We start from the raw sequence: 26,072 nt of genomic DNA, 5'->3' as shown, positions 1-26,072 counted from the left end.
CTCACTTTGCGTTAAAAAAACAAAGCAGACAATCACAAATTAAATCTCAATTTGTGTTAGATAAAATCATAAAATTTAGCATCAAAAACAAGATCGTTATTGGCATAATGACCTTGCTTTTGATCATTTGGGGAGTTTGGAGTGCAACCAGATTGCCCATAGATGCCGTTCCTGATATTACCAATAATCAGGTGCAGATTATTACCGTTTGTCCCACTTTGGCGGGACAGGAAGTAGAACAATTAGTCACCTTTCCAATTGAACAAAGTATTGCGACGGTTCCGGATATAGAAGAAACACGAAGTATTTCAAGATTCGGATTATCGGTGATTACCGTTGTATTTAAAGATAAAATAGACATCTACTTTGCCCGGCAATTAATCAATGAAAGATTAAAACAAGCCGAAGAAAATATCCCCAAAGGAATAGGAACTCTTGAATTAGCGCCTGTCAGTACAGGATTGGGCGAAGTGTATCAATATATTTTACATCCTAAAAAAGGAAGTGAGAAAAAATACAATGCAAAAGATCTTCGTACCATGCAGGATTGGATTGTTTCCCGACAATTATACGGAACAGAAGGCGTTGCTGAGGTCAATAGTTTCGGAGGGGAATTGAAACAATATGAAGTTGCGGTAAATCCTAATCACCTAAAAGCAATGGGAGTAAGCGTTGCAGATATTTTTACAGCTCTTGAAAAGAATAATCAAAATACAGGCGGAGCGTATATTGACAAAAAACCAAATGCCTATTTCATACGTGGAATTGGCTTGGCAACTTCTATTGATGATGTTAAAAATATTGCCGTCAAAAATACGGGCAACATTCCTGTTTTTGTCAAAGATGTCGCAGATGTTCGTTTCGGACATGCAACTCGTTACGGCGCGATGACGTACAATGGACAAACCGATGCCGTTGGTGGAGTGGTCATGATGTTAAAAGGAGCCAACAGCAATGATGTTGTCAACAGAATTAAAGAAAAAATCCCGACCATTCAAAAATCATTGCCAGCGGATATTATAATTGAGCCATTTTTAGACAGAACAGATTTAGTAGATCGCGCTATCAGTACAGTTGAAAAGAATTTGATTGAAGGAGCGTTGATCGTTATCTTCGTTTTAGTTGTATTTCTCGGCAATTTCAGAGCAGGATTGATTGTTGCGTCAGCAATTCCTTTATCACTATTATTCGCATTAGGAATGATGAATGTGTTTGGAGTAAGTGCTAATTTAATGAGTTTGGGAGCGATTGATTTTGGATTGATTGTAGACGGTGCTGTAATTATCGTTGAAGCCACTTTACATCATTTAGGGTTAAGAAAATCTGTACAAAAATTAACACAAAGCGAAATGGATGAGGAAGTTTTTCTATCCGCTTCAAAAATCCGTGGAAGTGCCGCTTTTGGAGAAATTATCATTCTGATTGTATACATTCCGATTCTTACGTTGGTAGGAATTGAAGGTAAAATGTTCTCACCCATGGCTAAAACAGTTGGTTTTGCAATTTTGGGAGCATTGATTCTTTCATTGACCTATATTCCGATGATGTGCGCGCTTTTTCTTTCGAAGAAAACGTCTCACAAAGAAAATTTTTCGGATAAAATGATGAATTGGCTGCAAAAGATTTATCAACCTTTATTACAGAAAGCCATTAAAATTAAATATGTGATTGTTGGACTTACCATTGTTCTATTTTCAATCTCAGCATTGATTTTTAGCAGAATGGGTGGGGAGTTTATTCCACAGTTGCAGGAAGGAGATTTTGCTTTTCACTGTATTTTACCTCAGGGAAGCTCATTAAGCCAGAGTATCGAAACTTCGATGCAGGCTTCAAGAGTTATTAAACAATTTGATGAGGTGAAAATGGTAGTCGGAAAAACGGGTTCAGCCGAAGTTCCTACAGATCCGATGCCACCTGAAGCAACCGATTTAATCATTGTTTTAAAGCCTCAAAAAGAATGGAAATCCAAAAAATCATACACTGAATTATCGGATGAGATTACAGAAAAGCTGGAAGTAATTCCCGGTGTTTTCTTTGAAGCCAATCAGCCGATCCAAATGCGTTTTAATGAATTAATGACAGGGATCCGACAAGATGTTGCGGTAAAGATTTTCGGTGAAAATATGGATACGCTTTCTATTTATGCCGATAAAGTAAGCAAAGTTATTCAAAATGTTGATGGCGCAACTTCTCCGCAGGTTGAAAGAGTGGGAGGACTTCCGCAGATCAATGTGACGTACGACAGAACGAGAATTGCGAATTATGGTTTGAATGTAGAAGATGTCAACAATGTTTTAAGCACCGCATTTGCAGGAAAAACCGCTGGACAAATTTTTGAAAATGAGAGACGTTTTGATTTGGTAGTAAGATTAGACAGTCTGTACCGAACGGATATTGAGGATGTCAGTAATTTGATGGTTCCAACGAATACCGGAACTCAGGTTCCGTTGTCGCAAGTCGCTAATATTGAATATAAACTTGGACCTGCACAAATTAGCCGTGAAGCAGGAAAACGAAGAATTGTCGTTGGTTTTAATGTAAAAGGAAGAGATGTAGAAAGTGTTGTGAAAGATATTCAGCAAAAATTAGAGAAAGACGTAAAACTTCCATCTGGATATTATTTTACCTATGGCGGACAGTTTGAAAATTTAAAAGAAGCCAGTCAACGATTGATGATTGCGGTTCCGGTGTCGCTACTTTTGATTTTTATGCTGCTGTATTTTACATTTCACTCGTTTAAACAGGCAACATTAATATTTACGGCGATTCCGATGAGTGCGATCGGAGGTGTTTTTGCGCTTTTGTTAAGAGGAATGCCTTTCAGTATCAGCGCAGGAATTGGTTTTATCGCATTATTCGGAGTGGCGGTTCTTAACGGAATTGTTTTGATTGGAACATTCAATCAATTAGAAAAAGATGGGGTTTCGGATGTGTTTAAAAGAGTAATTGAAGGAACGAAAACTAGATTAAGACCCGTCTTAATGACGGCAACGGTAGCTTCTTTCGGATTTTTACCGATGGCAATAAGCACAAGTGCGGGAGCAGAAGTTCAGAAACCATTAGCCACAGTTGTTATTGGAGGATTACTCTCTGCAACTTTCCTTACTTTATTCGTCTTGCCGATGTTGTATATTATTTTTAACTCTAAAATTAATATTAAAAGTAAGCTTCTTAAAAAACCTTTAACAGTAATCATTTTAATAGGAACTTTATTTTTAGGTCAAAATTTGAAAGCGCAGAATACGAGAGAGATTTCGTTGAATCAGGCGATAGAATTATTGCAGGAAAATAATACTTCGATCAAAGCAAAAGATCTCAATATTCGATCTTCTGAAGCCTTACAACCAACTGCAAAAGAACTTCCGAAACTGGATTTCAGTGCACAACTCGGACAATATAACAGTCCGAAATTTGATCAGTCTTTTGCTATCTCACAAACGATTCCTTTTCCCACTTTGTTTAAAGCGAGAAAAGAATTGATTCAGGAAGAGATCAAAACCAAAAAGATTGAAAAACAAGTCACCGAAAATGAATTGATCAAACAGGTTAGATCTTATTTTTATCAAATTGAATATCTGCAATATAATCAAACCAAACTTCAATATCTCGACAGTTTGTATGGTGATTTTATTAGAATTGCAACAGTGAGATTTAAAGCAGGAGATATTAAGAAAATCGAAATTAATACTGCCGAAACCCAAAAAGGAGAGATCAATCTTTTGTTTCAGCAGAATAAGGTTTATTTAAATAATGCCTATAAAAATTTAAAGGTTTTATTGAATACAGATGAAGATATTTCCATTCCTGATTCTCAAAAATATGAACCATTGAAAGTAGAATATCTTCTAGACAGCGAAACGGTAGAAAATCATCCGTCGATCCAGATTTTTAAACAAAATATGGAAGTGCTGGAAAAGAATAAAAATGTTGAAAAAGCGCAAGGCTTACCAGATTTCAGCATTGGATATACCAATCAGTCTTTGATAGGTTTTCACACCTTAAATGGACAGGAAAAGTATTACGGGGCGGAAAATAGATTCAATTCTGTAAGCATTGGCGTAGCAATTCCGTTGACTTTCGGGGCTACAAAAGCAAGAATAAAATCTTTGGAATATCAAAAGCAGATGGAGGAAAATAATGCAAAGTTCCAACAGCAGCAACTGGATGCTCAACTAAAAAATTCGTTAAGCCAGTATCAGCAAGATGTTCAACAGTATGAGTATTATCTGAATCAAGCGATTCCTAATGCAAAAAGTATTGTAAAAGCCGCTCAGTTAGGTTATAAAACAGGAGAAATTTCTTATGTAGAATATTTGTTTGCGCTTCAAACAGCAACCAATATCGAACTGAAATATTTGCAATCCATTCAACAGGTGAATCAAACTGTGGTCAACATTAATTCTTTAATCAACAAATAAAATGAAATTAAAATTTAATATCATCATAATAATTCTTCTATCATTTTTTCTAGCGAGTTGTGGAAAATCTGAAAAAGCAGAAGAGCCAAAAGAGAAAACCGAAGAACATTCGGAACATGAAAGCTCAGATTTTGCAGAATTGACGCAAGATCAAATGGATGCAGTCGGCATTACGTTAGGGCAAATTGAAATGAAAGAGCTCACATCGATCGTCAAAGCCAACGGTGCGTTGAGTGTTCCCAATAACAACAAAGCCAGCGCGACTTCTTTATACGGCGGAGTGATCAAAACGTTGAATGTTCAGGTCGGAGATTATGTGAAAAAAGGTCAGGTGATTGCTACAATTGCCAATCCGGAGTTTATTCAATTGCAGGAAGATTATTTGACAACGGGAAGTCGCATTACTTTTGCAGAACAGGAATACAGAAGGCAGAAAGAACTTTTCGATAACGATGCCGGAGCGAAAAAAAATCTACAAAATGCTGACGCAGAGTTAAAAACATTAAGAACGAAAAGAGCTTCCTTACAAAGACAGATTCAAATGATGGGGATCAGTCCTGGAAATGTTACCAACCAGAACTTAAGATCCGGACTTGCCGTTACGGCGCCAATTAGCGGAACAATCAGTAATATTTTATTGCAGATCGGAAGTTATATTGATGTTTCATCGCCTGTTGCAGAAATTGTTGATAACAGCTCTTTACATCTTGATTTGCAGGTTTTTGAAAAAGATTTACCATTGATAAAAGTGGGGCAGAAGATTCATTTTACATTGACGAATAGCCCGGTTGCCGAATATGATGCTGAGGTCTACAGCATCGGAACAGCTTTTGAAAATCAAAGTAAAACCATTCCGATTCATTGTAAAGTAAAAGGAAATAAAAATGGTTTGATTGATGGAATGAATGCCACTGCAGTGGTAAGTTTAGATAACAGATTAATGTCTGCCGTTCCTAACACGGCTATCACAAGTGCTGACGGAAAAGATTATATTTTTCTTGTAAATGATAAAAAAACGGAAGATCATAAAGATGAAAAAACTCAGGAAAAAAACAACGAAAAAACCGTTAACTTTGAGAAAGTAGAAGTGGTAAAAGGGACTTCAGAAATGGGTTACACAGCAATTACGCCTGTAAAATCGATTCCTGAAAGTGCAAAAATTGCTACAAAAGGAGCGTTTTTCATTAATGCTAAATTGACGAATTCCGGAGAACACGAACATTAATTTTCAAAAAATATGAAAAAAGATATTGAAAATAAATTAATAGATAAAAATACCAAGCCTACAAGCATGAGGATTTTGGTGTATGATTTTTTGAGTTCTCAGGAAGCAGCTTTGTCATTATCAGAAATTGAAAATTATTTTGAAAATGCCGACCGAACCACAATTTATCGAACATTAAAAACCTTTGAGGAAAAAGGAATTGTTCACAGCATACAGGAAAATACCACGACAAAATATAAGCTTTGCCACGATGGTTGCGACGAGACAACACATAAAGACTGGCATCTTCATTTTTACTGTAAAATTTGCAAACAGACGACTTGCAAAGAAGATGTTTCAATCCCTGAAAATATTCAGACGAATTTCAGAATCGATGAAATAAGGCTTTTTGCCAAAGGAATTTGCGAGAATTGCCTTGAAAGTTTGCAATAGTATTGCATTAAGTTTAGACCTAAATTTGATTAAAATTATTCAGTTATGGAAGAATGTTGCACTACAAAACCTAAAAAAGAACATAATCACAATCATGAAGGTCATGACCACGACCATTCTCATGATACGGGAGATCAATCTACGTTTCAGATGTTTCTTCCTGCGATTATCTCTTTTTCTTTATTATTAATAGGAATAGCTTTAGATTATTATATAAAACCTGACTGGTTTTCGGGCTGGATTCGCTTGGTTTGGTATTTAATTGCTTACGTTCCTGTCGGACTTCCAGTTTTGAAAGAGGCCTACGAAAGCATCACGAAAGGTGATGTGTTTTCTGAGTTTTTCTTAATGGGAATCGCAACTGTAGGCGCTTTTGCAATCGGAGAATATCCCGAAGGTGTGGCAGTAATGCTGTTCTATTCTGTTGGTGAAGTTTTTCAGGCAATGGCAGTGACCAAAGCCAAGTCGAATATCAAATCTCTTCTTGATCAGCGTCCTGATGAAGTCACCGTTTTAGAAAATGGGAAACCGAGATTGGTGAAAGCTGTCGATGCAAAAATTGGGGATATTATTCAGTTGAAATCTGGTGAAAAGCTAGGATTAGACGGCGAATTGCTTTCAGATAAATCATCTTTCAATACTTCTGCACTTACCGGAGAAAGTAAACCCGACACCAAAATAAAAGGGGCAACTGTTTTAGCAGGAATGATTAATTTAAATACTGTCAGCCAAATTAAAGTTACTGCTTCATTTAAAGACAGTAAGCTGAGCAAAATTTTAGAATTGGTTCAGAATGCGACGTCTCAAAAAGCTCCTACAGAACTGTTCATCAGAAAATTTGCGAAAATTTATACACCGATTGTTGTATTTCTGGCGATAGGAATTACTTTGTTACCGTATTTTTTCATTGAAAATTATCAGTTTAAAGAATGGCTCTACAAAGCATTGGTTTTTCTGGTAATCTCTTGTCCGTGTGCTTTGGTTATTTCTATCCCACTAGGATATTTTGGTGGAATTGGAGCAGGAAGCCGTAATGGAATTTTAATTAAAGGCAGCAATTTCTTAGATGTTTTGGCTAATATTCAGAATGTGGTGATGGATAAAACTGGAACGATGACTGAAGGCGTTTTCAAAGTGCAGGAAGTTCATTTTAATAAAGAATTTAATCAGGAAGAAATTTTAAAATTAGTTAATGCGCTTGAAGGTCAAAGTACTCATCCGGTCGCAACGGCAATTCATGATTTTGTTGGCGAAATCGATCATTCCGTCAAATTAGAGAACGTAGAGGAAATTGCAGGACAAGGTTTGAAAGCAGACATCGACGGCAAGGAAATTTTAGTTGGAAATCTAAAACTCATGAAGCAGTTCAATATTTCATTTGATGTCAATATTGAAAAGATTGTCTATACTTTAATTGCCGTCGCTTATGATAAAAAGTTTGTTGGTTATCTTACAATTGCAGATAGTATTAAAGAAGACGCTCAATTAACGATTAATAAATTGAAGTCATTGGGCGTAAAAACAAACATGTTAAGTGGTGACAAAACTTCCGTAGTTCAGTTCGTTGCCAATCAGTTAGGTATTGAAAATGCTTACGGCGACTTACTTCCAGAAGATAAAGTGAATAAAGTAAAAGAAATTAAAGCAAAAAATCAAACCGTTGCCTTTGTAGGAGACGGTGTGAATGACGCTCCTGTTGTTGCTTTAAGCGATGTAGGAATTGCGATGGGAGGTTTAGGAAGCGATGCCACCATTGAAACTGCTGATATTGTGATTCAGGATGATCAGCCAAGTAAAATTCCAATGGCAATCAATATAGGAAAACAAACTAAAAAAATAGTTTGGCAAAATATTATTCTTGCATTTGCCGTCAAAGCCATCGTTCTGATTCTCGGAGCAGGTGGTTTAGCAACCATGTGGGAAGCTGTTTTTGCCGACGTCGGTGTTGCATTGTTGGCGATATTAAATGCAGTTAGAATTCAGAGGATGAAGTTTTGATGAGCTAGAAGACTGAAGCTGGGAGATGGAAGTTTACAAATAAACTGTAAATCTGTGGATGCATTTTTATCAATAAGGGCGGGCTTTAGCCCGCCTTCTAAATTTCCAATATGATTGGCTTTAGCCAAAACTTAAATATTTTCAGAATATATTTTCAATCATCTGTGCAAATCTGCGAGATCTGTGGGAAACAACTTTCTGTATCCATCATCTGCATAAATATTTTCAAAAATCTGTACAATCTGCGGGAACTAAAAAAAACATCCCGCTTCAACTCGCAACTGACTTTCATCATAAATTACTCCACAACTCAATTTTCTACACTATATTTGTACTAAAGATTTGATACTTGAAGTTTCTTTTATCCTTTTTCATCATTTTCACCATTGCAATCCGTCCGGTTTTGCCATTGGTCAATTATGCTGTCAATTATGACTACATTGTAAAAAACCTTTGTGAGAATAGAAAAGTGATCGAGTCTGACTGTAAAGGAAAATGTTTCGTCAAAAAAGAATTGGCAAAAACAGAAAAGCAGTCCAATAACTCACAAAATATAAAAATTGCGGGATTAGATGTTTTTCTATCTCATGAAATTCTTTCTTTTTCAGATCAATTACTATCAGAGATTCAATTAGAAAATTTTACTTCTGATTATATTGATTCTCATACTTCAGAATATTTCTCCCGAATATTCCATCCTCCATTATCCTAAACTTCATTTAAACTAAATTTATAGTTGTGTTTAATCTATATAAACTATCGAAGATTAAAAGGTGTAAGTTTTAGGCTTAAAAATCTATCCGATTTCCTTAAAGAATCTTAACAACTTAACTGATCTTAATGGTTCAAAATGATTAATTAATATTAAATTTAGTTTAAGGCTTCAATTAATTTTATTCATCTCAATTATTAATTTCAATTTAAATAAAATGAAATCAAAGATATTATTAACGGCATTTTTGTCTGTTTCATTATTAGCCTGTGCGCAGGAAACCCCGAAAGTAAAGCATAAAAAGAAAAATACTGCTACAAAAACGACTGCCCAAAAAGTAAAGTTTGCAAACGCTGTAGACCCGATTTGTGATATGCCTACCGAAAGTGATATGAAAGATACTGCGGTCTACAAAAATAAAACGTACGGTTTTTGCAGTAGCTACTGTAAGGATGAGTTTAAGAAAAATCCTGAGAAGTATGTCCAAAAATAAAAAGGCTGATAGCAGTGCAAAAAAGAAGATTATCATTCCGATTGCAATCATTGCCTTACTGTTTTTAGGAATAGGATTTGGAATGAGTTATTTTAAAAGCAATCTTTATACGGTGATGAAAGTTCCGGATTTTGAACTGACCGATCAAAACCGTAAAAAGGTGACAAATAAAGATATGCTGGGGAAAGTTTATTTGGTTGAATTTTTCTTCAGCAAATGTCCAACGATTTGTCCGGTGATGAATACCAACATGAGAGCGATTGAAGATGAGATCAACAATCCTGATTTTGGAATTATTTCTATCAGCATTGACCCTGAAAATGATACTCCTGAGCTATTGAAAAGTCATGCTCAAAGAATAGGTGTAAAATCTCCGAACTGGCATTTTTTGACTGGTGATCGAGCTTATATTGGAAATCTTGCGGATCAGTTTGATATCTATGTCGGCGATAAAGAAGACGAAAGCGAAAACCTCAATCACAGCGGAATGATCGCATTAGTTGATCAGGATGGAAACATCAGATGTCGGTACAACAAAGAAAATATGCCGATTCTTTACTATTCAGGTTTGAATTATCAAGATGCCGAAGGAAAAATCCCTAAATTGACCGGGAAGTTCCACCCCGACAGAGAAATTTTAATTGAGGATATAAAGAAATTATTGAAATAGGGCTGGATGATTAAAGCTGGAAGTTGTTATCATAATGAAAAAGACTCCCATCACCAAACATCTAACTTCCGGCCAAAGAATTAAAAGTTTAACCTTACATACAAAACATTATGAAGATTTTTAAAGTAGCTGCATTCACTGCAGTATTTGCGGCGCAGTTTGCGTTTGCACAGTTCAAGCAAACACCTTTACCGTATGCTTACAATGCACTAGAGGGAAATGTGGATGCGCAAACTATGGAGATTCACTATTCAAAACACGCAGCGGCTTACGTGGCGAATTTGAATAAAGCAATTGCAGGAACACCACAGGAAAAGCAAACTTTGTTTGAAATTCTTTCAAAAGCGGGAACTTTGCCAATGGCGGTAAGAAATAACGCTGGTGGACATTACAACCACGAGTTATTCTGGACAGTTTTGACTCCACAAAAAGACACAAAGCCTTCAGCTAAATTATCAAAAGCAATCACTGATGCTTTCGGCAGTATGGATGCTTTCAAAGAAAAAATGGCTAAAGCTGGAGCAGACCGTTTCGGTTCTGGTTGGGCTTGGCTTTCTGTAGATAAAAGCGGGAAATTATTTGTTTCTTCAACACCAAATCAGGACAATCCTCTAATGGATGTTGTGGAAGAAAAAGGAACTCCAATCTTCGGAATCGACGTTTGGGAGCACGCTTACTATCTGAAATATCAAAACAAAAGAGCTGATTATTTAACTGCCATTTGGAACGTTACCAATTGGAAAGAAATCAGTAGAAGATATGATGAAGCGTTAAGCAAAAAATAATCTTTTGAATTTAATTTGCAGCATATTCCTTACCTTTTTTACGGTATTCAGGCCTCTGATTCCGTTGGTGGAGTATGCTGTAAATTATCAATACATTAGCGAAGAACTCTGCGTCAACAAGAAAAATGTTGACCTTCATTGTAACGGAAAATGTTATCTGGCAAAAGAATTGTCAAAAACAAACGATACCGATTCTTCACCACTTTCCAAAGGGAAAAATTCCGTTCAAAAAGTACTGGATTTTTACATTCCTACAGAGATTTTCAAAACCCTAATCGAGAACAATTTCTCATTCCCAAACCTGAATTTCACTTACAAAACAGGTTACACATTTCACTTTCTGAAAAACATTTTCAGACCACCGATTTTTTAGTTGTACATATCAATTTTTTGGGCGATTCCCTTTCCCTGGCTTTTCCAGCCGCTCGGGTCGGGCTGTCCGCTCATATCTTTTTGTCTTGCCAAGTGAGTCTATAAAACTACGATTCAGAAAAGACAAAAAGGATAACCGCTACCATCCCTATCGCGGATGCAGCATAAAACAACATTTCAACTAAAAAATCAAAATCAGAATGAAAATTTATAAATTTTTATCATTATTCTTTATTGCCTTTACTTTTTTAACCTTTACATCATGCCGTAACAATGATGAAGACGATTCATCACCAGAAACAAAAGGAAAACTTCAGCTTAAATTTGAAAACGGATTCAATAATCTCGGAAATATTGTGCTTAATCAGACTACTCAAACGTCTTCCAGCGGACAAAAACATCAGTTTTCAACCTTAAAATATGTCATCAGCAACATCAGTTTGATCGACGAAAACGGAAATGAATTCAAATACAACGAAAATAATCCCGACAAAGGTGCTTTTATCATCAATCAGGAGAAAGCCGTTGCCGGAATTGTTTATGTAGACTTAGATGAAATTCCTAAAGGCAATTACAAAAAAATAAAATTTGGATTGGGAATCAGTCATAATGCTTATTTACTTGGACAAAACGGACAGGCAGAGTTTTGGGAAAAGTCCAAGAAAGAAAGCCTTACCTGGTCTTGGGCTGCAGGATATATTTTCGTCAAACTCGAAGGAAAATACGGAACGAGTTCTGCCAACATTGAATTTATGAATCACACAGGAAACATGGGAAATGTAGCCGCCAATAATACTCTGGATTTGTATCGTGAAGTGATTTTAGATCTTCCAACAACCGCGAGAGTCTCGACAACAGTAAAACCTTCGATTCATATTTTGGCAGATTTCAACCAATACTTAAGTGGAGAAACTGCTTTAAGCCTTTCTACAGCTAATGATATGGCAATGGGCTCCAATCAGCATTTGGTGAATGTGACGAATAATTTAACGAAAATGTTTAAAGTAGATCACGTTCACAATGACTAAACTTATTTTAAAAACAGGAGTATTGATCATTGCTTTTCTGAATTTCATTTCGTGTTCTGATGAGGTGATTCAGCCTTTAGATAAAGATGAAGCGGTGAATCTTCAGTTTCCATCTTACTTTCCAGAAATGACCTTTGATAAAGATGAAAATCCAATCACAAAAAATGGAGTAGAGTTGGGCCGAAAATTATTTTATGAAGGCAGACTTTCAAGAAATAATACCATTTCCTGCGGTTTCTGTCACATTCAGGAACATGCATTTACCCATCATGGTCACACGGTAAGTCATGGAATTAACGACAGAATAGGAATCAGAAATGCGCCGGCCATTCAAAACATGGCTTTTCTGAAACGGTATATGTGGGACGGAGTGATTCATAATTTAAACCAACAGCCGATTATTCCGATCACCGATGCAAACGAGATGGATAGTTCAATGCCTGAAGTGATTACCAAACTCAGTAAAGAGGATGTTTATAAAAAATTATTTAAGCAGGCTTACGGAGACGAAAGTATTACCGGAGAAAGAGTGTTGAAAGCATTGTCGCAGTTTATGGCCACTTTGATTTCGGCAGATTCCAAATATGATCGGTTTAAACAGGGGAAAGTAAATTTATCTTCTGAAGAATCTCAGGGAATGGCTTTGTTTCAGCAAAAATGCGCTTCTTGTCACGGTGGAGAATTGTTTACCGATGAAAGCTTCAGGAACACCGGAATGTATTACAATACCCAATTTAAAGATGCAGGACGACATCGTGTGACGTTGGATCAAAATGACTGGATGAAATTCAGAGTTCCAAGTTTAAGGAATGTTGAGTATACTGCTCCCTACATGCATGACGGAAGATTTTACACTTTGGAAGCGATACTTAATTTTTATTCTGATGGTGTTGAAGATCATCCTAATCTCGATCCGCAGTTGAAACAGGATAACCATATAGGAATTGCGATGAATACTCAGGAAAAACAATTCATTATTGCTTTTCTGAAAACGTTATCGGACAAAAATTTTATCTCCAATCCAAAATTCGCTGAATAATTTAATAGAAATGAAGAAAATAATTTTTATCATAAGTCTGATTTCTTTGAACAGTTTTCAGGCAAAAACAGTGAATGACAGTTTATACATTTTAAATAATTTTCAAGATGAGATTTTATTCAATGAATGCGATGCATGTGGTTGCGCAGCAGGAAATGGTTCGTCCGGTTTTGAATCTTTGTTAAATCCTCAGTTTATCGGAATTAAATATTTCGCTCAGCATTATAAAGCGAAAGAGAATTTATTTGTCAATGAATTAACGCAGGATCAGTATTTCAATACCCTTCAGCTTTGGGCAAAAATTCCTCTGACTCAAAAATTGAGTATTTACGGAAGTCTGCCATTTCATTTTCATGATAAGAAAACTTTGCAGGGCGACATCAATATTAACGGAATCGGAGATTTTAATTTGATGGGAATTTATCAGTTGATTAATTCAAAAGACAATATTCATCAGCTGAATGGCGGAGTTGGAGTAAAAGTTCCGCTCGGAAAGTTTGATGAAAAAGGAATTTCCGGAGTCAATCCGAGTTTTCAGTTGGGAACCGGAAGTTGGGATTATCAGGCAGTTTTAAATTACAGATTTCAGAAAAATAAACTGGCTGTGCTTCTCAATACCGATTACACGATTAAAACTGAAAACAAAAAACACTATCAGTTTGGGAATCAATGGAATTATTCAGCCACAGGATTTTATCAACTCTTTGGAAATGAGAAAAGCATTCTTTCTGCAAAATTTGGTTTTCAGGGTGAAGTGTATGACCGAAATCGACAGTTCAAAGAAGCTCTTCCGAAAACTGCAGGAAGTGCTCTGTATGGAAAGTTAGGTTTTGAAGCTTCTTACAAAAAATTCAGCTTGGGAACAGAATTAATGCTTCCGACTTATACCAATCTGGCGGGAGGAGATATTGAAGCGAAATCAAGATTCAGTATTTTTATCAACTTTGGTATTTAAAGTAAAATAGAAAATAGAATTTTAGGTAAAAAAGCAATTGTCGAAATTCTTTCTTAAACCTAAAATTCTACTATTGTAATAGTCCTCATTCATAGCATTGAGGACTATTTTTTATGTCCTTTTATATTGGGTAAAAATGCGGTAATAATTCCCATTAAAGGTAAGAATGCGCAGATTTTGAAAACATATTCTATGCTGGTATCATCTGCAACTGCTCCTAAAACAGCAGATCCTATTCCGCCCATTCCAAACATAAATCCGAAAAATAATCCTGCAACCAATCCGATTTTATTGGGCATCAAATCTGTGGCGTAGACTAATATTGCGGAAAATGCGGAAGCGATGATTAATCCTATGATAACTGCAAATGCAATTGTCCAGAATAATGAAAGATAAGGAAGACAAAGTGTGAAGGGTGCCGCACCTAAAATAGAAATCCAGATGATTTTTTTCCTGCCGTATTTATCACCTAATTTCCCTCCTAAAATGGTTCCGACAGCAACTGCCGCTAAAAACATGAATAAAAATAACTGAGAATCTTGTACCGAAATGTGAAATTTATCAATGAGGAAAAAAGTAAAATAATTGGTCATTGAAGCCAGATAAATGTATTTTGAAAATACCAAAGCCAATAAAATAGTCACTGAAAACAGAACTTTTTTACGGGAAAGCTGTATTTCAATGATGTCATTTGGATGTTTTGCTGATTTTTTCAATGATAATCTTTCAGCGTACCAGTTTCCGATTCGCCACAGTACGATGATTCCGATAAACGCTGCTATGGCAAACAAGCCTACATAACCTTGTCCCAACGGAAGAACAATCAACGCAACCAACAAAGGTCCGATGGCGCTTCCCGAATTTCCGCCTACCTGAAATATAGATTGAGCCAATCCTTTTTGCCCACCCGATGCCAATTGTGCTACCCTTGAAGCTTCAGGATGAAAAATAGAAGAGCCCATTCCGATTAATGCGACTGAAATAAGAATGACATAATACTGATGAGCAGCAGCTAACAGAAGTAATCCTGCCATTGATAATCCCATGCCGATGGCTAAAGATCTTGGGTTGGGTTTCTTGTCAGTGTAAATTCCGACAAACGGCTGTAGAATGGAAGCTGTAAGTTGAAATACTAAGGTAATAATTCCAATTTGAGCGAAAGATAAACTGAATTCTCCTTTCAAAATGGGGTACAGTGACGGAATGGTAGATTGAATTAAGTCATTCAAAAAATGAGAAAAACTAATCATGAACAGGATAGGGTAAACAATTTTTGTGGTGTCAATTGTTTTTGTAGATATATTTTCCATAATATTATTTTTATTCATCATATCATCTGATGAATTTTATTAAATTTTTTTAGTAAATCTGATCAACTATTTTTTGTGCAATGATGGAAGCTTTTTCAGCATCGCGGTTTTCGATAGATTGATAAAGTTTGCTATGTATTTTTTGCGAAATTTTAAATGAGTCCGTATTGTTGTGATGTCTGATTTCAAAAGAACTCAATATATGTTTTGTTGCTACTTTGTAAATTTCCCGTAAAAGTTGGTTTCCACAAGCTTCTGCAATGGCTAAATGAAAATTGATATCTGCCTGATAACATTCTGTCGCGAGATTTTCTTCTGCAAATTGAGATCTGAGATCCAGATATTTTTTAATTGTTTTTAAATCTTCCTCCGATCGGTTCATCGCTGCCTTCGCTGCAATTTTCGAATCGAGCAGTGAACGCACTTCTTGTACATCCTGAATCTCTGCTTTATTCATTTGAGATTCTAAAGATTCCAGAGCGTTTTTAGCAACCACAAAAGTTCCAACACCTTGCTGTACATTGAGAATTCCTTTAATGGATAAAATTTTTATTGCTTCACGAATGCTGGAGCGACCAACGCCGTAGATTTTCATGAGCTCAGATTCAATCGGAAGTTTTTCGCCAATAGCATATTCATCGTTGGATATTCCTTCGATTAATCTATCTGCAACTTCCTGCGCTAAAGTTTTTCTTTGAATCTGCATTATTAAAACATCATATCATCTGATGAATTACAAAGATATAGAAATTTAAAATATCTAAGTTAATTTTAAGTATGATTTTTGACTGTATCAAAAACAAAAAAAGAGATTTCAAATCTGAAATCTCTTTTGTAGCCCGTAGGGGAGTCGAACCCCTCTTACCAGGATGAAAACCTGAGGTCCTAACCGATAGACGAACGGGCCATCTACCATCACACTATAAATAGCGGGTTAGTAATTTTGAATTTTTGAAAGTTTCAATTCTTTTTAGTAGCCCGTAGGGGAGTCGAACCCCTCTTACCAGGATGAAAACCTGAGGTCCTAACCGATAGACGAACGGGCCTACTATAATTACGCTAACTTGTTAACGTGCTTAGTCAATTTACTTTTTAAGTTAGCCGCTTTGTTCTTGTGGATAATATTTTTCTTAGCTAATTTATCCAATAAAGCGATAACTTTTGGCAATTGTTCTGTTGCTGCAGTTTTGTCCTCTTCATTTCTTAACCCCTTGATTGCTGTTCTAGCAGTCTTGTGGTAATATCTGTTACGAACTTTTCTAACTTCGTTTTGTCTTATTCTTTTAAGAGCTGATTTATGATTTGCCATATCGTTCAAATGTGAGTGCAAATTTATAAACTTTTTTTATACCAGCCAAATTTATTTTTAAAAAAATTAAACTTTATTCTGAGAGGTATTTTTTGAGCTTATCTAATGCCTGTTCTAGTTTTATATTCTGTTGTTCTTTTTCTATTTTTCTGATAGTGCTTGTCAGCATATTCAGAGCATTGTTCCATTCCCCAGTCGTATTGGTGAACGTTATCCCGTCAATCAGTACCTCAAAGGCACTTCCCTCACCGTTCCTGTAGAGTCTGAAACTTATTTTATCATCTCTGCCTGTAATCCCTTCTTCATTGATCTTTAAATCGTAACTTTTTGGGTTCGAGTGGATTTTAGTAAAAAGCAATTTTGCTTCCTGTATCTTTAAATCCGGCATGATATCAAATTTGGTAATCTAAGAGTTATATACATTCTAGATTTACGACATATAAAGGTTTAAAGATTTGTCTGTGACGAAATCATTTTAAAAACCATTGTAGTCATGAATTAAATTATAAGAACTCCCAATCTCCCTTTTAGGTTGGTGCAAAGGTAATATTTTTTTCTTTTTTTCAAAATAGAGATATTAATTAAATGAAAATTTTTGTTAAAAAGCTAATTATCAGCTTCAAAATAATGTCTTACCAGTGATTATTTTTCAAATGTATTTCAAAATTGATGAGATTTTAAACCTATTTCAGTTACGATGATGAATAATTTTTCTCAAAAGGATTCCGAATGAAATATTAATTCTAATTTTGAACATTATATTTTTACAGCATTGAACAGCATTTTAATCATAGATGATGAAGCGAAAATAAGATCGCTTCTCTCACGAATCATTGCCCTTGAAGGTTTTGAAGTTTTCGAATCGAGCAATCTGAAGAGTGGTTTAAAGAAACTTGAAACCTCAGAGATCGATATTGTCATCTGCGATGTCAAACTACCTGACGGAAACGGAGTGGAATTCTCTAAAATTATAAAAGATAAATTTCCTAGCGTAGAAATTATTCTCTTAACAGCTTTTGGAAACATTCCTGACGGCGTTTTGGCGATTAAAAACGGGGCTTTTGATTACATTACAAAAGGTGACGACAATACCAGAATTCTTCCTCTCATTTATAAAGCATCTGAAAAAGTTGCGTTAAACAAACGCGTTCTGCATCTGGAAAAGCAACTCAACAGAAAACAATCATTTGACAGCATCATAGGAAAATCATCAGCAATCACCACAGTGGTAGATTCTGCAAGGAAAGTCGCTACTACAGATGCTACAGTTCTTTTAACAGGCGAAACGGGTACCGGTAAAGAGGTTTTTGCACAAGCCATTCACCATGCTAGTAATAGGAATAAAAATAATTTTATTGCAATCAATTGCTCAGCTTTCGGGAAAGATTTGTTGGAAAATGAATTGTTTGGTCACAAAGCCGGCGCATTTACCGGGGCTCTGAAAGATAGCAAAGGTATTTTTGAAGAAGCTAATCTGGGAACTGTTTTTTTGGATGAAATCGGTGAGATGCCTTTAGATTTGCAAGCAAAACTTTTGCGTGTTTTAGAATCAGGCGAATTTCTGAAAGTTGGCGATAACAAGCCTATTAAAACGGATGTGAGAATCATCGCTGCCACCAACAGAGATTTAGAAACTGAAATCGAGAAAGGGAATTTCCGTGAAGACTTATATTATAGAATTAATATTTTTCAGATTAAGCTTCCTTCCTTAAGAGAAAGAGTGGTTGATATTGAATTGCTGGCTCAGTTTTTCTTGAAAAGTTTTTCGCTTAAAACCGGTAAAAATATCAGTTCGGTATCTCCTGATTATTTAAAAGCCTTAAAAAATCATCCCTGGAAAGGCAATATTCGTGAACTTCGAAATGTAATTGAACGAAGTGTAATTCTCACAGATTCATCTGAATTAGGGATAGATAGTCTTCCTCTAGATATTTCGGTCTATAATAACGAGATAGAGTCTTCTCAAACCAAAATGATGTCAGCGTTTTCTATGGCGAGTGCAGAGAAAATGCAGATCCAAAAAGTGCTTAATCATACCAAAGGTAATAAAGCCGAAGCTGCCCGTTTACTCGAGATTGGCATTGCCACCTTGTACAGAAAAGTGGATGAATACAAAATTTCTTAAAAAATAATTCCATTCTGATAACGACCCTATCATTTTGATAGGGTTTTTTGTGTTTTGAAATGTTTTAAATTTTGTTTAAATATTTGTTTTATAATGAGTTGGGTATTTTTTTTATTCAAGGGAATAAATCTTGGCATTAGAGATTCAAAACAATCTAAAAATGAATCATACAGATGCTGTAAGAGAAATCGTTAAAATCATTCCTGAATCTCAGGAAGAATTTAAAGAGTCTTACAAAACAAAAACTCCGTTTATGGTGATCAGTATTTTCACCAAACAAATTAAAAAACTGATTAAAAATCATGATCAGAAAATTCTGATGAAGTCGATTACCAAGATGAATCAGCTTTACAACAAAGGGGATCAGGCATTAAAGAACGCCATCGAAAACATTTTCATTTATTCTTTAGACAGTCTTACGTTTTGTTGTGAACCTTCATACAAAGATTTGATTTTTTCTAAAATGTCACCAAGTCTTCAAAACAACTACTTACGCCAAGTATATAAATCAGGAATTTAAAAATTTTAAAGAAATGAAATCGCCATGATTTGGAAATACAAAATTGTATTGAAGATTCAGCGATTGCATAGCCTGTCCCGACCATTCGGGATGACCTTTAAAAAACAATAAAAATCTACATATGAAATCAAAAATCAGAAAAATCGGAGACTGGAAACTTCTGAAGTCTACCCGTGAAAAGCACAACCTCGAGGTAATTACCATCAACATTGCTGTAATCCTTGGTGTGTTTGTAGCAGCTGCGATTCTGCAGGTTAATTAAAATTAAATAAAATGATAACAATTATTCTATTAATCACGGCAGTTGTGTTATTTGTTTTGTTTTACCGTCTTGTTGAATATTTCGACAAAATCTAAAATGTTAAACAAAATAAACAGATTCACCGCTGTAGAATATCTGAAAGTGTTTTTTCCGTCAGTTCGAAGAGAGATTGTTACACTTTCTGAGCAAAACAATTTCCCGGGAGTGATACAGGTTATGATTGATGATATGAAAATAGATACGCAAAAATCAAACGTACAGAAAATCAATATTTCAATCAAAAGAATGTACTGGATTTACAAAAACGGAAATTCTTACATCAGATACATTATAGAGAATCTCTTTATACGCTCATTTGCAAGTCTGAGTAAAAATCTAAAACCGCAACAGTGGAGATTCCTTTATCAGGAAATTCCAAAAGATTTTAGAATGGTATACAGCGAACAAACAAAAAAAGATCAAGATCTAAAATTCTAAAAATGACCCTACTATTTTTTATATCAATAGCCATATTCATTTATATCTGCTATGTGCTCGTAAAGCCGGAAAAATTTTAAAACCAATTAATAAGCAAATGAACCGTAAGATCATACATCAAATAAAAGAGTGGGGAATTCTGATTTTTTGGATCAGCTTCATCGTCGCTTTTTTGTATCTAGTGATTACGGTAAAAGAATTTGCACTAATTCATTAAACAAACTATGAACACTGAAATTTTAGGCGTTGTAGCAATGTTTGTCATAACATTGCTGTTGGCGATACCTTTTGGAAAGTACATTTCAAAAGTCTACACAGGAGAAAAAACATTTCTGGATCCTGTTTTCAAACCCGTAGAAAGATTTTTCTACAAAATGTCAGGAATCGATCCTGATCATGAAATGAACTGGAAACAACATCTGATTGCACTTTTAACCATCAACTTTTTATGGTTTTTCATCAGTATGCTGGTTTTGATGAATATGAGCTGGCTGCCGCTCAATCCAGATGGAAATCCGGATATGTCGCCAGATCTGGCATTTAATACAACCATTTCTTTTTTAGTTAACTGTAATTTACAGCATTATTCAGGCGAAACAGGATTGAGTTATCTTGGTCAAATCTGGTTAATGTTCCTCCAGTTTGTTTCCGCAGCAACGGGAATGGCAGCTTCAATTGTTATTTTTAAAGCTTTCAGAGAAAAATCTACCGAAAAGCTTGGTAACTTTTATGATTATTTTCTTAAATCAACGACCAGAATCTTATTACCGCTATCATTCTTGATGGGCGCAGTAATGGTATTTCAGGGGATGCCTATGACCTTTGAAGGAAAAGATAAAATGATTACGCTGGAAGGTAAAAATGTGGAAGTTTCTACAGGTCCGGTCGCTGCATTTGTTCCTATAAAACATGTCGGAACCAATGGTGGTGGCTTTTTTGGAGCTAACGGAGCGCATCCGCTGGAAAACCCGAACTACTTTACCAATATGGTTGAGATGTTTGCGCAATTTATCATTCCTATGGCAATGGTTTTTGCATTCGGACATTTTATCCGCAGAAAGAAATTCGGATATATGATTTTTGGTGTCATGACAGTCGGTTTTCTTTTATTGGCAGTGCCGACGGTTATTATGGAAATGAATGGCAATCCTGCCATCAGCCAAATGGGAATCGACCAATCACTCGGCGCAATGGAAGGTAAGGAAGTTCGTTTCGGAGCAGCGGCTTCAGGTTTCTGGAGTATTGTGACCACGGTAATTTCTACCGGATCAATTAATTCAATGCATGACAGTGCGATGCCACTTTCAGGAATGACCCAAATGCTTGCAATGATGGTGAATGCTTTCTACGGCGGCGACGGTGCAGGTATTCTGAATATTTTCATCTACATTATTCTTGCCGTTTTCATCAGCGGATTGATGGTTGGTCGTACTCCGGAATTTATGGGTAAAAAAATTGAAGCACGTGAAATGAAAATTGCCATGATTGTAGCACTTTTCCATCCGTTTCTTATTTTGGTAGGGGCAGCAATAGCTACTTATTTTCCGGAAGTCGGAACTTCTACACTCAATAATCCTGGATTCCACGGTTTCAGTGAAGTGCTTTATGAGTATACTTCTTCAGCAGCCAATAACGGAAGTGGTTTTGAAGGGTTGGGTGATAATAATCTCTTCTGGAATATTTCTACAGGAATTGTATTGCTTCTTGGTCGTTTCTTACCAATTATTGGTCCTTTAGCGATTGCAGGATTATTGGCTCAGAAGAAATACATACCTGAAGGAGAAGGAACGCTGAAAACCGATACTTCAACATTCGGACTGATGACTTTTGCAGTGATTGCAATTATTGCAGCATTATCATTCTTCCCGGCATTGGCATTGGGTCCGATTGCAGAATATTTTTCAATGAAATAAATTTTAAATAAAAGAAATTAAAATGACTCAAAATAAATCTTTGTTTCAAAAAGAATTGGTTCAGGAAGCATTGAAACAGTCTTTTGTGAAACTGAATCCGAAACTAATGTTTAAAAATCCCGTCATGTTTCTTGTATGGCTCGGTACATTGGTGATGTTTTTTGTAAGCGTCTGGACTTTGACAGGAGAAAAATCTCAGGGAAGTTTTGCTTACAATTTCACGGTATTCATCATTCTTTTACTCACCGTTCTGTTTGGGAATTTTGCCGAAGCAATTGCCGAAGCAAGAGGGAAAGCTCAGGCAGACAGTCTTCGTAAAACAAGAGAAGAAACGCCTGCAAAACTGCAAAACGGTGAAATAATTTCTTCATCTAAATTACAGAAAGGAGATGTTTTTGTTTGTGAAGCTGGAGACATTATTCCTTCTGACGGAGAAATCATTGAAGGACTTGCTACCATAGATGAAAGTGCAATTACCGGAGAATCTGCTCCTGTCATTCGTGAATCTGGAGGTGATAAAAGTTCTGTAACGGGAGGAACAAAAGTTTTGTCGGATAAAATTGTTGTACAAGTGACAACGCAACCCGGCGAAAGTTTTTTAGATAAAATGATTGCGTTGGTAGAAGGTGCTTCAAGACAGAAAACACCGAACGAAATTGCCTTAACAATTTTACTGGCAGGTTTTACATTGGTTTTTATCATCGTTTGTGTGACTTTAAAACCATTCGCAGATTATTCTAATGTCACGATTACTATTGCATCATTTATCTCACTTTTTGTTTGTTTAATTCCTACTACTATTGGCGGATTATTATCAGCGATTGGTATTGCCGGGATGGACAGAGCATTGCGCGCCAACGTGATCACAAAAAGCGGTAGAGCAGTGGAGACAGCTGGAGATATCGATGTTTTACTTTTAGATAAAACAGGGACAATCACCATTGGAAACCGTAAGGCAACGAGTTTTTATCCTGCTAACCAAGTTGATGAAACACAATTAATAAAAGCAGCTGTTTTGAGCTCGATGGCAGATGAAACTCCTGAAGGAAAATCAATCATTGAGTTGGCGGGAATCAATCCTTTAAGCTATGAAATCAGTAATCCTCAGTTTATCAAATTTACCGCAGAAACCAGAAGTTCAGGAATTGATTACGACGGAAACCGCATCCGAAAAGGAGCAACCGACGCCATCAGAAAAATATCTGAAGCTGCTGGAAATATTTTTCCACAAGAAATTGATTTAAAAGTTAAAGAAATTTCTCAGAATGGAGGAACGCCACTCGTAGTTTCAGAAAATGAAAAAGTTCTGGGAGTGATTGAACTTCAGGATATCATTAAACCCGGAATCAGCGAACGTTTCGAACGTCTCCGAAAGATGGGTATTAAAACCGTGATGGTGACTGGTGACAATCCACTGACTGCAAAATTTATTGCTGAAAAAGCAGGTGTTGATGATTTTATTGCCGAAGCAAAACCGGAAGATAAAATGAACTACATCAAAAAAGAACAGCAGGAAGGTCGTCTGGTTGCCATGATGGGTGACGGTACCAATGACGCTCCGGCATTGGCTCAGGCAGATGTAGGTGTTGCCATGAACAGCGGAACACAGGCTGCAAAAGAAGCAGGAAATATGGTCGACCTCGACAATGATCCTACGAAATTAATTGAAGTTGTAGAAATCGGCAAACAGTTGCTGATGACAAGAGGTACGCTGACTACATTCAGTATCGCCAATGATGTTGCAAAATATTTTGCCATTATTCCGGCATTGTTTATCACGGCAATTCCTGCTTTGCAAGGTTTAAATATTATGAATCTTCACAGTCCGGAAAGTGCAATTTTATCGGCAGTCATTTTCAACGCGATTATCATTCCTATACTGATACCGTTGGCATTGAAGGGGGTGGCTTATAAACCAATCGGCGCATCTGCTTTGCTGAGAAGGAATTTATTCATCTTCGGATTAGGCGGTGTCATTATCCCTTTTATCGGAATTAAAATCATAGATATTATTGTATCCTTATTTTTCTAAATATATCACAGGCACGGCAGGAAGAAACTTTTATCATGTAACTTTTCGTCCTTTTAACTATCTCAATTCTTCCTGTTTCATGCCTTTTTAAATTATCATCAAATGAAAAAACATATTTTACCAGCAATCAAACTGACCGCTTTGTGCATTGTTTTTCTTACCATTGTTTATCCGATATCCATCTGGGCAATTGCTCAGCTTTCACCTAATCAAGGAAAAGGAGATTTAATTAAACATAATAATAAAACCTATTACGCCAATATCGGACAGTCGTTCAGTACAGATCAATATTTCAATTCTCGTCCTTCAGCAGTCGATTACAATGCAGCAGGTTCGGGAGGAAGCAACAAAGGTCCATCGAATGAAGAGTATCTCAAACAAGTTCAGGCTCGTATCGATACGATTTTGATGAAAAATCCTGGAATTGTAAAGTCAGATATTCCGGCAGATTTAGTGACGGCCAGCGGAAGCGGATTAGATCCGAATTTTTCTGTGCAGGCAGCGAAAATTCAGGTGAAAAGAATTGCGAAAATCAGAAATATCGATGAGGTGAAAATCAATAATTTGATTACTCAAAATACAGAAAAACCTGTGATAGGATTATTTGGTCCTGAAAAAATCAATGTTCTTCAACTCAACATCGCACTTGATCAATTAAGTGGAAAGTAAAATTTTAAAATCAATATTTATCATCGTAGGTTTTATTTTTTTTAATAAAATCCCATCTTTTTCTTAAATTTAAATTAAATGAAAAAAATACTATTTGTTTTGTTAGCTGTATGCGGTATCAGTGCATCTGCTCAAAACGATTCAATTGCAAAACCTCTTACTGTTGGCGGATACGCTGAGGTTTATTACACTGCAGATTTTAATAATCCGAAAAATAATAACCGTCCCGGATTCGTATACAGTCACAACCGAAACAATGAAGTGAACGTTAATTTAGCGTTTGTAAAAACAGCATACAATACAGAAAATGTGAGAGCCAATCTTGCTTTAGCAGTCGGAACATACATGAATGCCAATTACGCAGCAGAGCAAGGTGTGATGAAAAATATTTACGAAGCCAATGTAGGTTTGAAAATTTCAAAAAAACATAATCTTTGGATTGATGCAGGAATTTTTCCATCCCATTTAGGATTTGAAAGTGCTGTTGGAAAAGATAACTGGACATTGACACGAAGTCTTTTTGCTGACAACTCGCCGTATTTCGAGACAGGTGCTAAAATTTCCTATACTTCAGAAAGCGGAAAGTGGTTTGTAAGCGGTTTAGTACTCAATGGTTGGCAGCGTATTCAGAGAGTTGACGGAAATTCTACGCCTGCATTCGGACATCAGTTGACATTTAAACCTAATGAAAAACTGACCATCAACAGCAGTTCTTTTATCGGAAATGATAAACCCGACAGCATTCGCCAGATGCGATATTTTCATAATCTGTATGCAGTGTATCAAATTAATAAAAAGTTCGGAGTGACAGTAGGTTTTGACATTGGTGCCGAACAAAAAGCAAAAGGAAGCGAGCAGTATAATATTTGGTACACACCGGTTTTAATTGCAAAATACAATGCTACAGAAAAACTGAGTTTTACCGCAAGGGGAGAATATTACCAAGATGAAAAGGGAGTGATCATTGCTACGGGAACAGAAAACGGTTTTAAAACTTTCGGGTATTCTCTGAATGCTGATTATCAGATCCTGCTGAATCTCGTTTGGCGAACAGAAATTAGAAATTTAAACAGTAAAGATGCTATCTTTATGAATAGGACGGATGAATTTAATAGCAATAGTCTGACGGCAACGACGGCATTGGCCATTTCATTTTAGTAATAAGGAATATAACTTTTAGTTAAATTAAGTTAGCTAAAAAAGATTGTGAATTTTTATAAACTATTAAGGGAATTAATTGATTAAGGAATGTTAAGAATCAATAAATTGATTTAAGCGTGTAACTTAATGATTCACCTTGGTGAATCTAAAAAAATGAAAATTATTTT

General features: G+C 35.9%; 24 protein-coding genes and 2 tRNA genes. 20 read left to right on the top strand and 6 right to left on the bottom strand.

What is annotated here, in order from left to right; genetic code table 11:
- Positions 1-53: 53 nt before the first annotated feature.
- The 12 genes from MQX03_RS12220 (at position 54) to MQX03_RS12165 (ending at position 14,127) form a co-directional block, all read left to right on the top strand.
- Positions 54-4,418 carry a CusA/CzcA family heavy metal efflux RND transporter gene (locus MQX03_RS12220; RefSeq protein WP_242803420.1) on the top strand — a complete coding sequence of 1,455 codons (4,365 nt, stop codon included), beginning with the start codon at positions 54-56 and terminating at the stop codon, positions 4,416-4,418.
- Position 4,419: 1 nt separating this feature from the next.
- Positions 4,420-5,643 carry an efflux RND transporter periplasmic adaptor subunit gene (locus tag MQX03_RS12215; protein ID WP_242803419.1) on the top strand — a complete coding sequence of 408 codons (1,224 nt, stop codon included), beginning with the start codon at positions 4,420-4,422 and terminating at the stop codon, positions 5,641-5,643.
- 12 nt (positions 5,644-5,655) lie between these two features.
- Positions 5,656-6,075, top strand: a complete 420-nt coding sequence (locus tag MQX03_RS12210) for a Fur family transcriptional regulator (protein ID WP_129535152.1) — start codon at positions 5,656-5,658, stop codon at positions 6,073-6,075.
- Between the two features lie 45 nt (positions 6,076-6,120).
- The gene (locus MQX03_RS12205) at positions 6,121-8,073 is read left to right on the top strand and encodes a heavy metal translocating P-type ATPase (RefSeq protein WP_242803418.1); all 1,953 of its coding nucleotides are present in this window, start codon (positions 6,121-6,123) and stop codon (positions 8,071-8,073) included.
- A gap of 349 nt (positions 8,074-8,422) precedes the next feature.
- On the top strand, positions 8,423-8,785 hold the full coding sequence (locus MQX03_RS12200) for a hypothetical protein (RefSeq protein ID WP_242803417.1): 363 nt from the start codon (positions 8,423-8,425) through the stop codon (positions 8,783-8,785).
- A gap of 217 nt (positions 8,786-9,002) precedes the next feature.
- Positions 9,003-9,278 carry a YHS domain-containing protein gene (locus MQX03_RS12195; protein WP_129535149.1) on the top strand — a complete coding sequence of 92 codons (276 nt, stop codon included), beginning with the start codon at positions 9,003-9,005 and terminating at the stop codon, positions 9,276-9,278.
- Positions 9,265-9,948 carry an SCO family protein gene (locus tag MQX03_RS12190; RefSeq protein ID WP_242803416.1) on the top strand — a complete coding sequence of 228 codons (684 nt, stop codon included), beginning with the start codon at positions 9,265-9,267 and terminating at the stop codon, positions 9,946-9,948. The genes MQX03_RS12195 and MQX03_RS12190 overlap by 14 nt, the downstream gene beginning before the upstream one ends.
- Positions 9,949-10,058: 110 nt before the next feature.
- Positions 10,059-10,733, top strand: coding sequence for a superoxide dismutase (locus tag MQX03_RS12185; protein WP_229983413.1), 675 nt, complete (start codon positions 10,059-10,061; stop codon positions 10,731-10,733).
- 4 nt (positions 10,734-10,737) lie between these two features.
- On the top strand, positions 10,738-11,106 hold the full coding sequence (locus MQX03_RS12180; RefSeq protein ID WP_242803414.1) for a hypothetical protein: 369 nt from the start codon (positions 10,738-10,740) through the stop codon (positions 11,104-11,106).
- A gap of 199 nt (positions 11,107-11,305) precedes the next feature.
- Positions 11,306-12,133: an MbnP family protein gene (locus tag MQX03_RS12175; protein WP_242803412.1), complete on the top strand. Its 828-nt coding sequence runs from the start codon at positions 11,306-11,308 to the stop codon at positions 12,131-12,133.
- On the top strand, positions 12,126-13,172 hold the full coding sequence (locus MQX03_RS12170) for a cytochrome-c peroxidase (protein WP_242803411.1): 1,047 nt from the start codon (positions 12,126-12,128) through the stop codon (positions 13,170-13,172). Before MQX03_RS12175 ends, MQX03_RS12170 begins: the two co-directional genes overlap by 8 nt.
- Positions 13,173-13,182: 10 nt before the next feature.
- A complete protein-coding gene (locus MQX03_RS12165) occupies positions 13,183-14,127 on the top strand; it encodes a transporter (RefSeq protein ID WP_242803410.1) in 945 nt (314 codons plus the stop codon).
- A 104-nt stretch (positions 14,128-14,231) separates the two neighbouring features.
- On the opposite strand, the gene MQX03_RS12160 is transcribed toward MQX03_RS12165, so the two are convergent.
- From MQX03_RS12160 to MQX03_RS12135, 6 genes are all read right to left on the bottom strand, one after another.
- On the bottom strand, positions 14,232-15,437 hold the full coding sequence (locus MQX03_RS12160; RefSeq protein ID WP_242803409.1) for an MFS transporter: 1,206 nt from the start codon (positions 15,435-15,437) through the stop codon (positions 14,232-14,234).
- A 49-nt stretch (positions 15,438-15,486) separates the two neighbouring features.
- Positions 15,487-16,143 carry a FadR/GntR family transcriptional regulator gene (locus MQX03_RS12155; RefSeq protein ID WP_242803408.1) on the bottom strand — a complete coding sequence of 219 codons (657 nt, stop codon included), beginning with the start codon at positions 16,141-16,143 and terminating at the stop codon, positions 15,487-15,489.
- Positions 16,144-16,272: 129 nt separating this feature from the next.
- Positions 16,273-16,344: transfer RNA gene (locus MQX03_RS12150), tRNA-Glu, on the bottom strand.
- A 67-nt stretch (positions 16,345-16,411) separates the two neighbouring features.
- Positions 16,412-16,483 (bottom strand) — tRNA-Glu (locus tag MQX03_RS12145).
- Between the two features lie 8 nt (positions 16,484-16,491).
- Complete coding sequence (gene rpsT / locus MQX03_RS12140; protein WP_047442289.1) at positions 16,492-16,746, bottom strand: 30S ribosomal protein S20; 255 nt, start codon at positions 16,744-16,746, stop codon at positions 16,492-16,494.
- 73 nt (positions 16,747-16,819) lie between these two features.
- Entirely contained in the window at positions 16,820-17,134 is a 315-nt protein-coding gene (locus MQX03_RS12135) for a hypothetical protein (RefSeq protein WP_129535141.1), read from the bottom strand.
- A gap of 384 nt (positions 17,135-17,518) precedes the next feature.
- On the opposite strand from MQX03_RS12135, the gene MQX03_RS12130 reads away from it, so the two are divergent.
- The 8 genes from MQX03_RS12130 (at position 17,519) to MQX03_RS12095 (ending at position 25,902) form a co-directional block, all read left to right on the top strand.
- Positions 17,519-18,871, top strand: a complete 1,353-nt coding sequence (locus MQX03_RS12130) for a sigma-54-dependent transcriptional regulator (protein ID WP_242803407.1) — start codon at positions 17,519-17,521, stop codon at positions 18,869-18,871.
- Between the two features lie 160 nt (positions 18,872-19,031).
- Complete coding sequence (locus tag MQX03_RS12125; protein WP_129535139.1) at positions 19,032-19,391, top strand: DUF7674 family protein; 360 nt, start codon at positions 19,032-19,034, stop codon at positions 19,389-19,391.
- 121 nt (positions 19,392-19,512) lie between these two features.
- Complete coding sequence (locus MQX03_RS12120; RefSeq protein ID WP_164463419.1) at positions 19,513-19,653, top strand: hypothetical protein; 141 nt, start codon at positions 19,513-19,515, stop codon at positions 19,651-19,653.
- Between the two features lie 96 nt (positions 19,654-19,749).
- Complete coding sequence (locus MQX03_RS12115) at positions 19,750-20,130, top strand: DUF7674 family protein (RefSeq protein WP_129535138.1); 381 nt, start codon at positions 19,750-19,752, stop codon at positions 20,128-20,130.
- 224 nt (positions 20,131-20,354) lie between these two features.
- The gene (kdpA, locus tag MQX03_RS12110) at positions 20,355-22,043 is read left to right on the top strand and encodes a potassium-transporting ATPase subunit KdpA (RefSeq protein ID WP_242803406.1); all 1,689 of its coding nucleotides are present in this window, start codon (positions 20,355-20,357) and stop codon (positions 22,041-22,043) included.
- Between the two features lie 22 nt (positions 22,044-22,065).
- Positions 22,066-24,075, top strand: coding sequence for a potassium-transporting ATPase subunit KdpB (kdpB, locus tag MQX03_RS12105; RefSeq protein WP_129535137.1), 2,010 nt, complete (start codon positions 22,066-22,068; stop codon positions 24,073-24,075).
- Between the two features lie 102 nt (positions 24,076-24,177).
- Complete coding sequence (locus MQX03_RS12100) at positions 24,178-24,744, top strand: K(+)-transporting ATPase subunit C (protein WP_242803405.1); 567 nt, start codon at positions 24,178-24,180, stop codon at positions 24,742-24,744.
- Between the two features lie 78 nt (positions 24,745-24,822).
- Positions 24,823-25,902: a porin gene (locus tag MQX03_RS12095; RefSeq protein WP_242803403.1), complete on the top strand. Its 1,080-nt coding sequence runs from the start codon at positions 24,823-24,825 to the stop codon at positions 25,900-25,902.
- The last annotated feature ends 170 nt before the right edge of the window (positions 25,903-26,072 follow it).

The organism is Chryseobacterium aahli (assembly GCF_022699665.1).
Classification (GTDB): domain Bacteria; phylum Bacteroidota; class Bacteroidia; order Flavobacteriales; family Weeksellaceae; genus Chryseobacterium; species Chryseobacterium aahli.
Note: the sequence above shows the minus strand (reverse complement) of the source record. Positions and strands in the feature narration are given on the sequence as shown.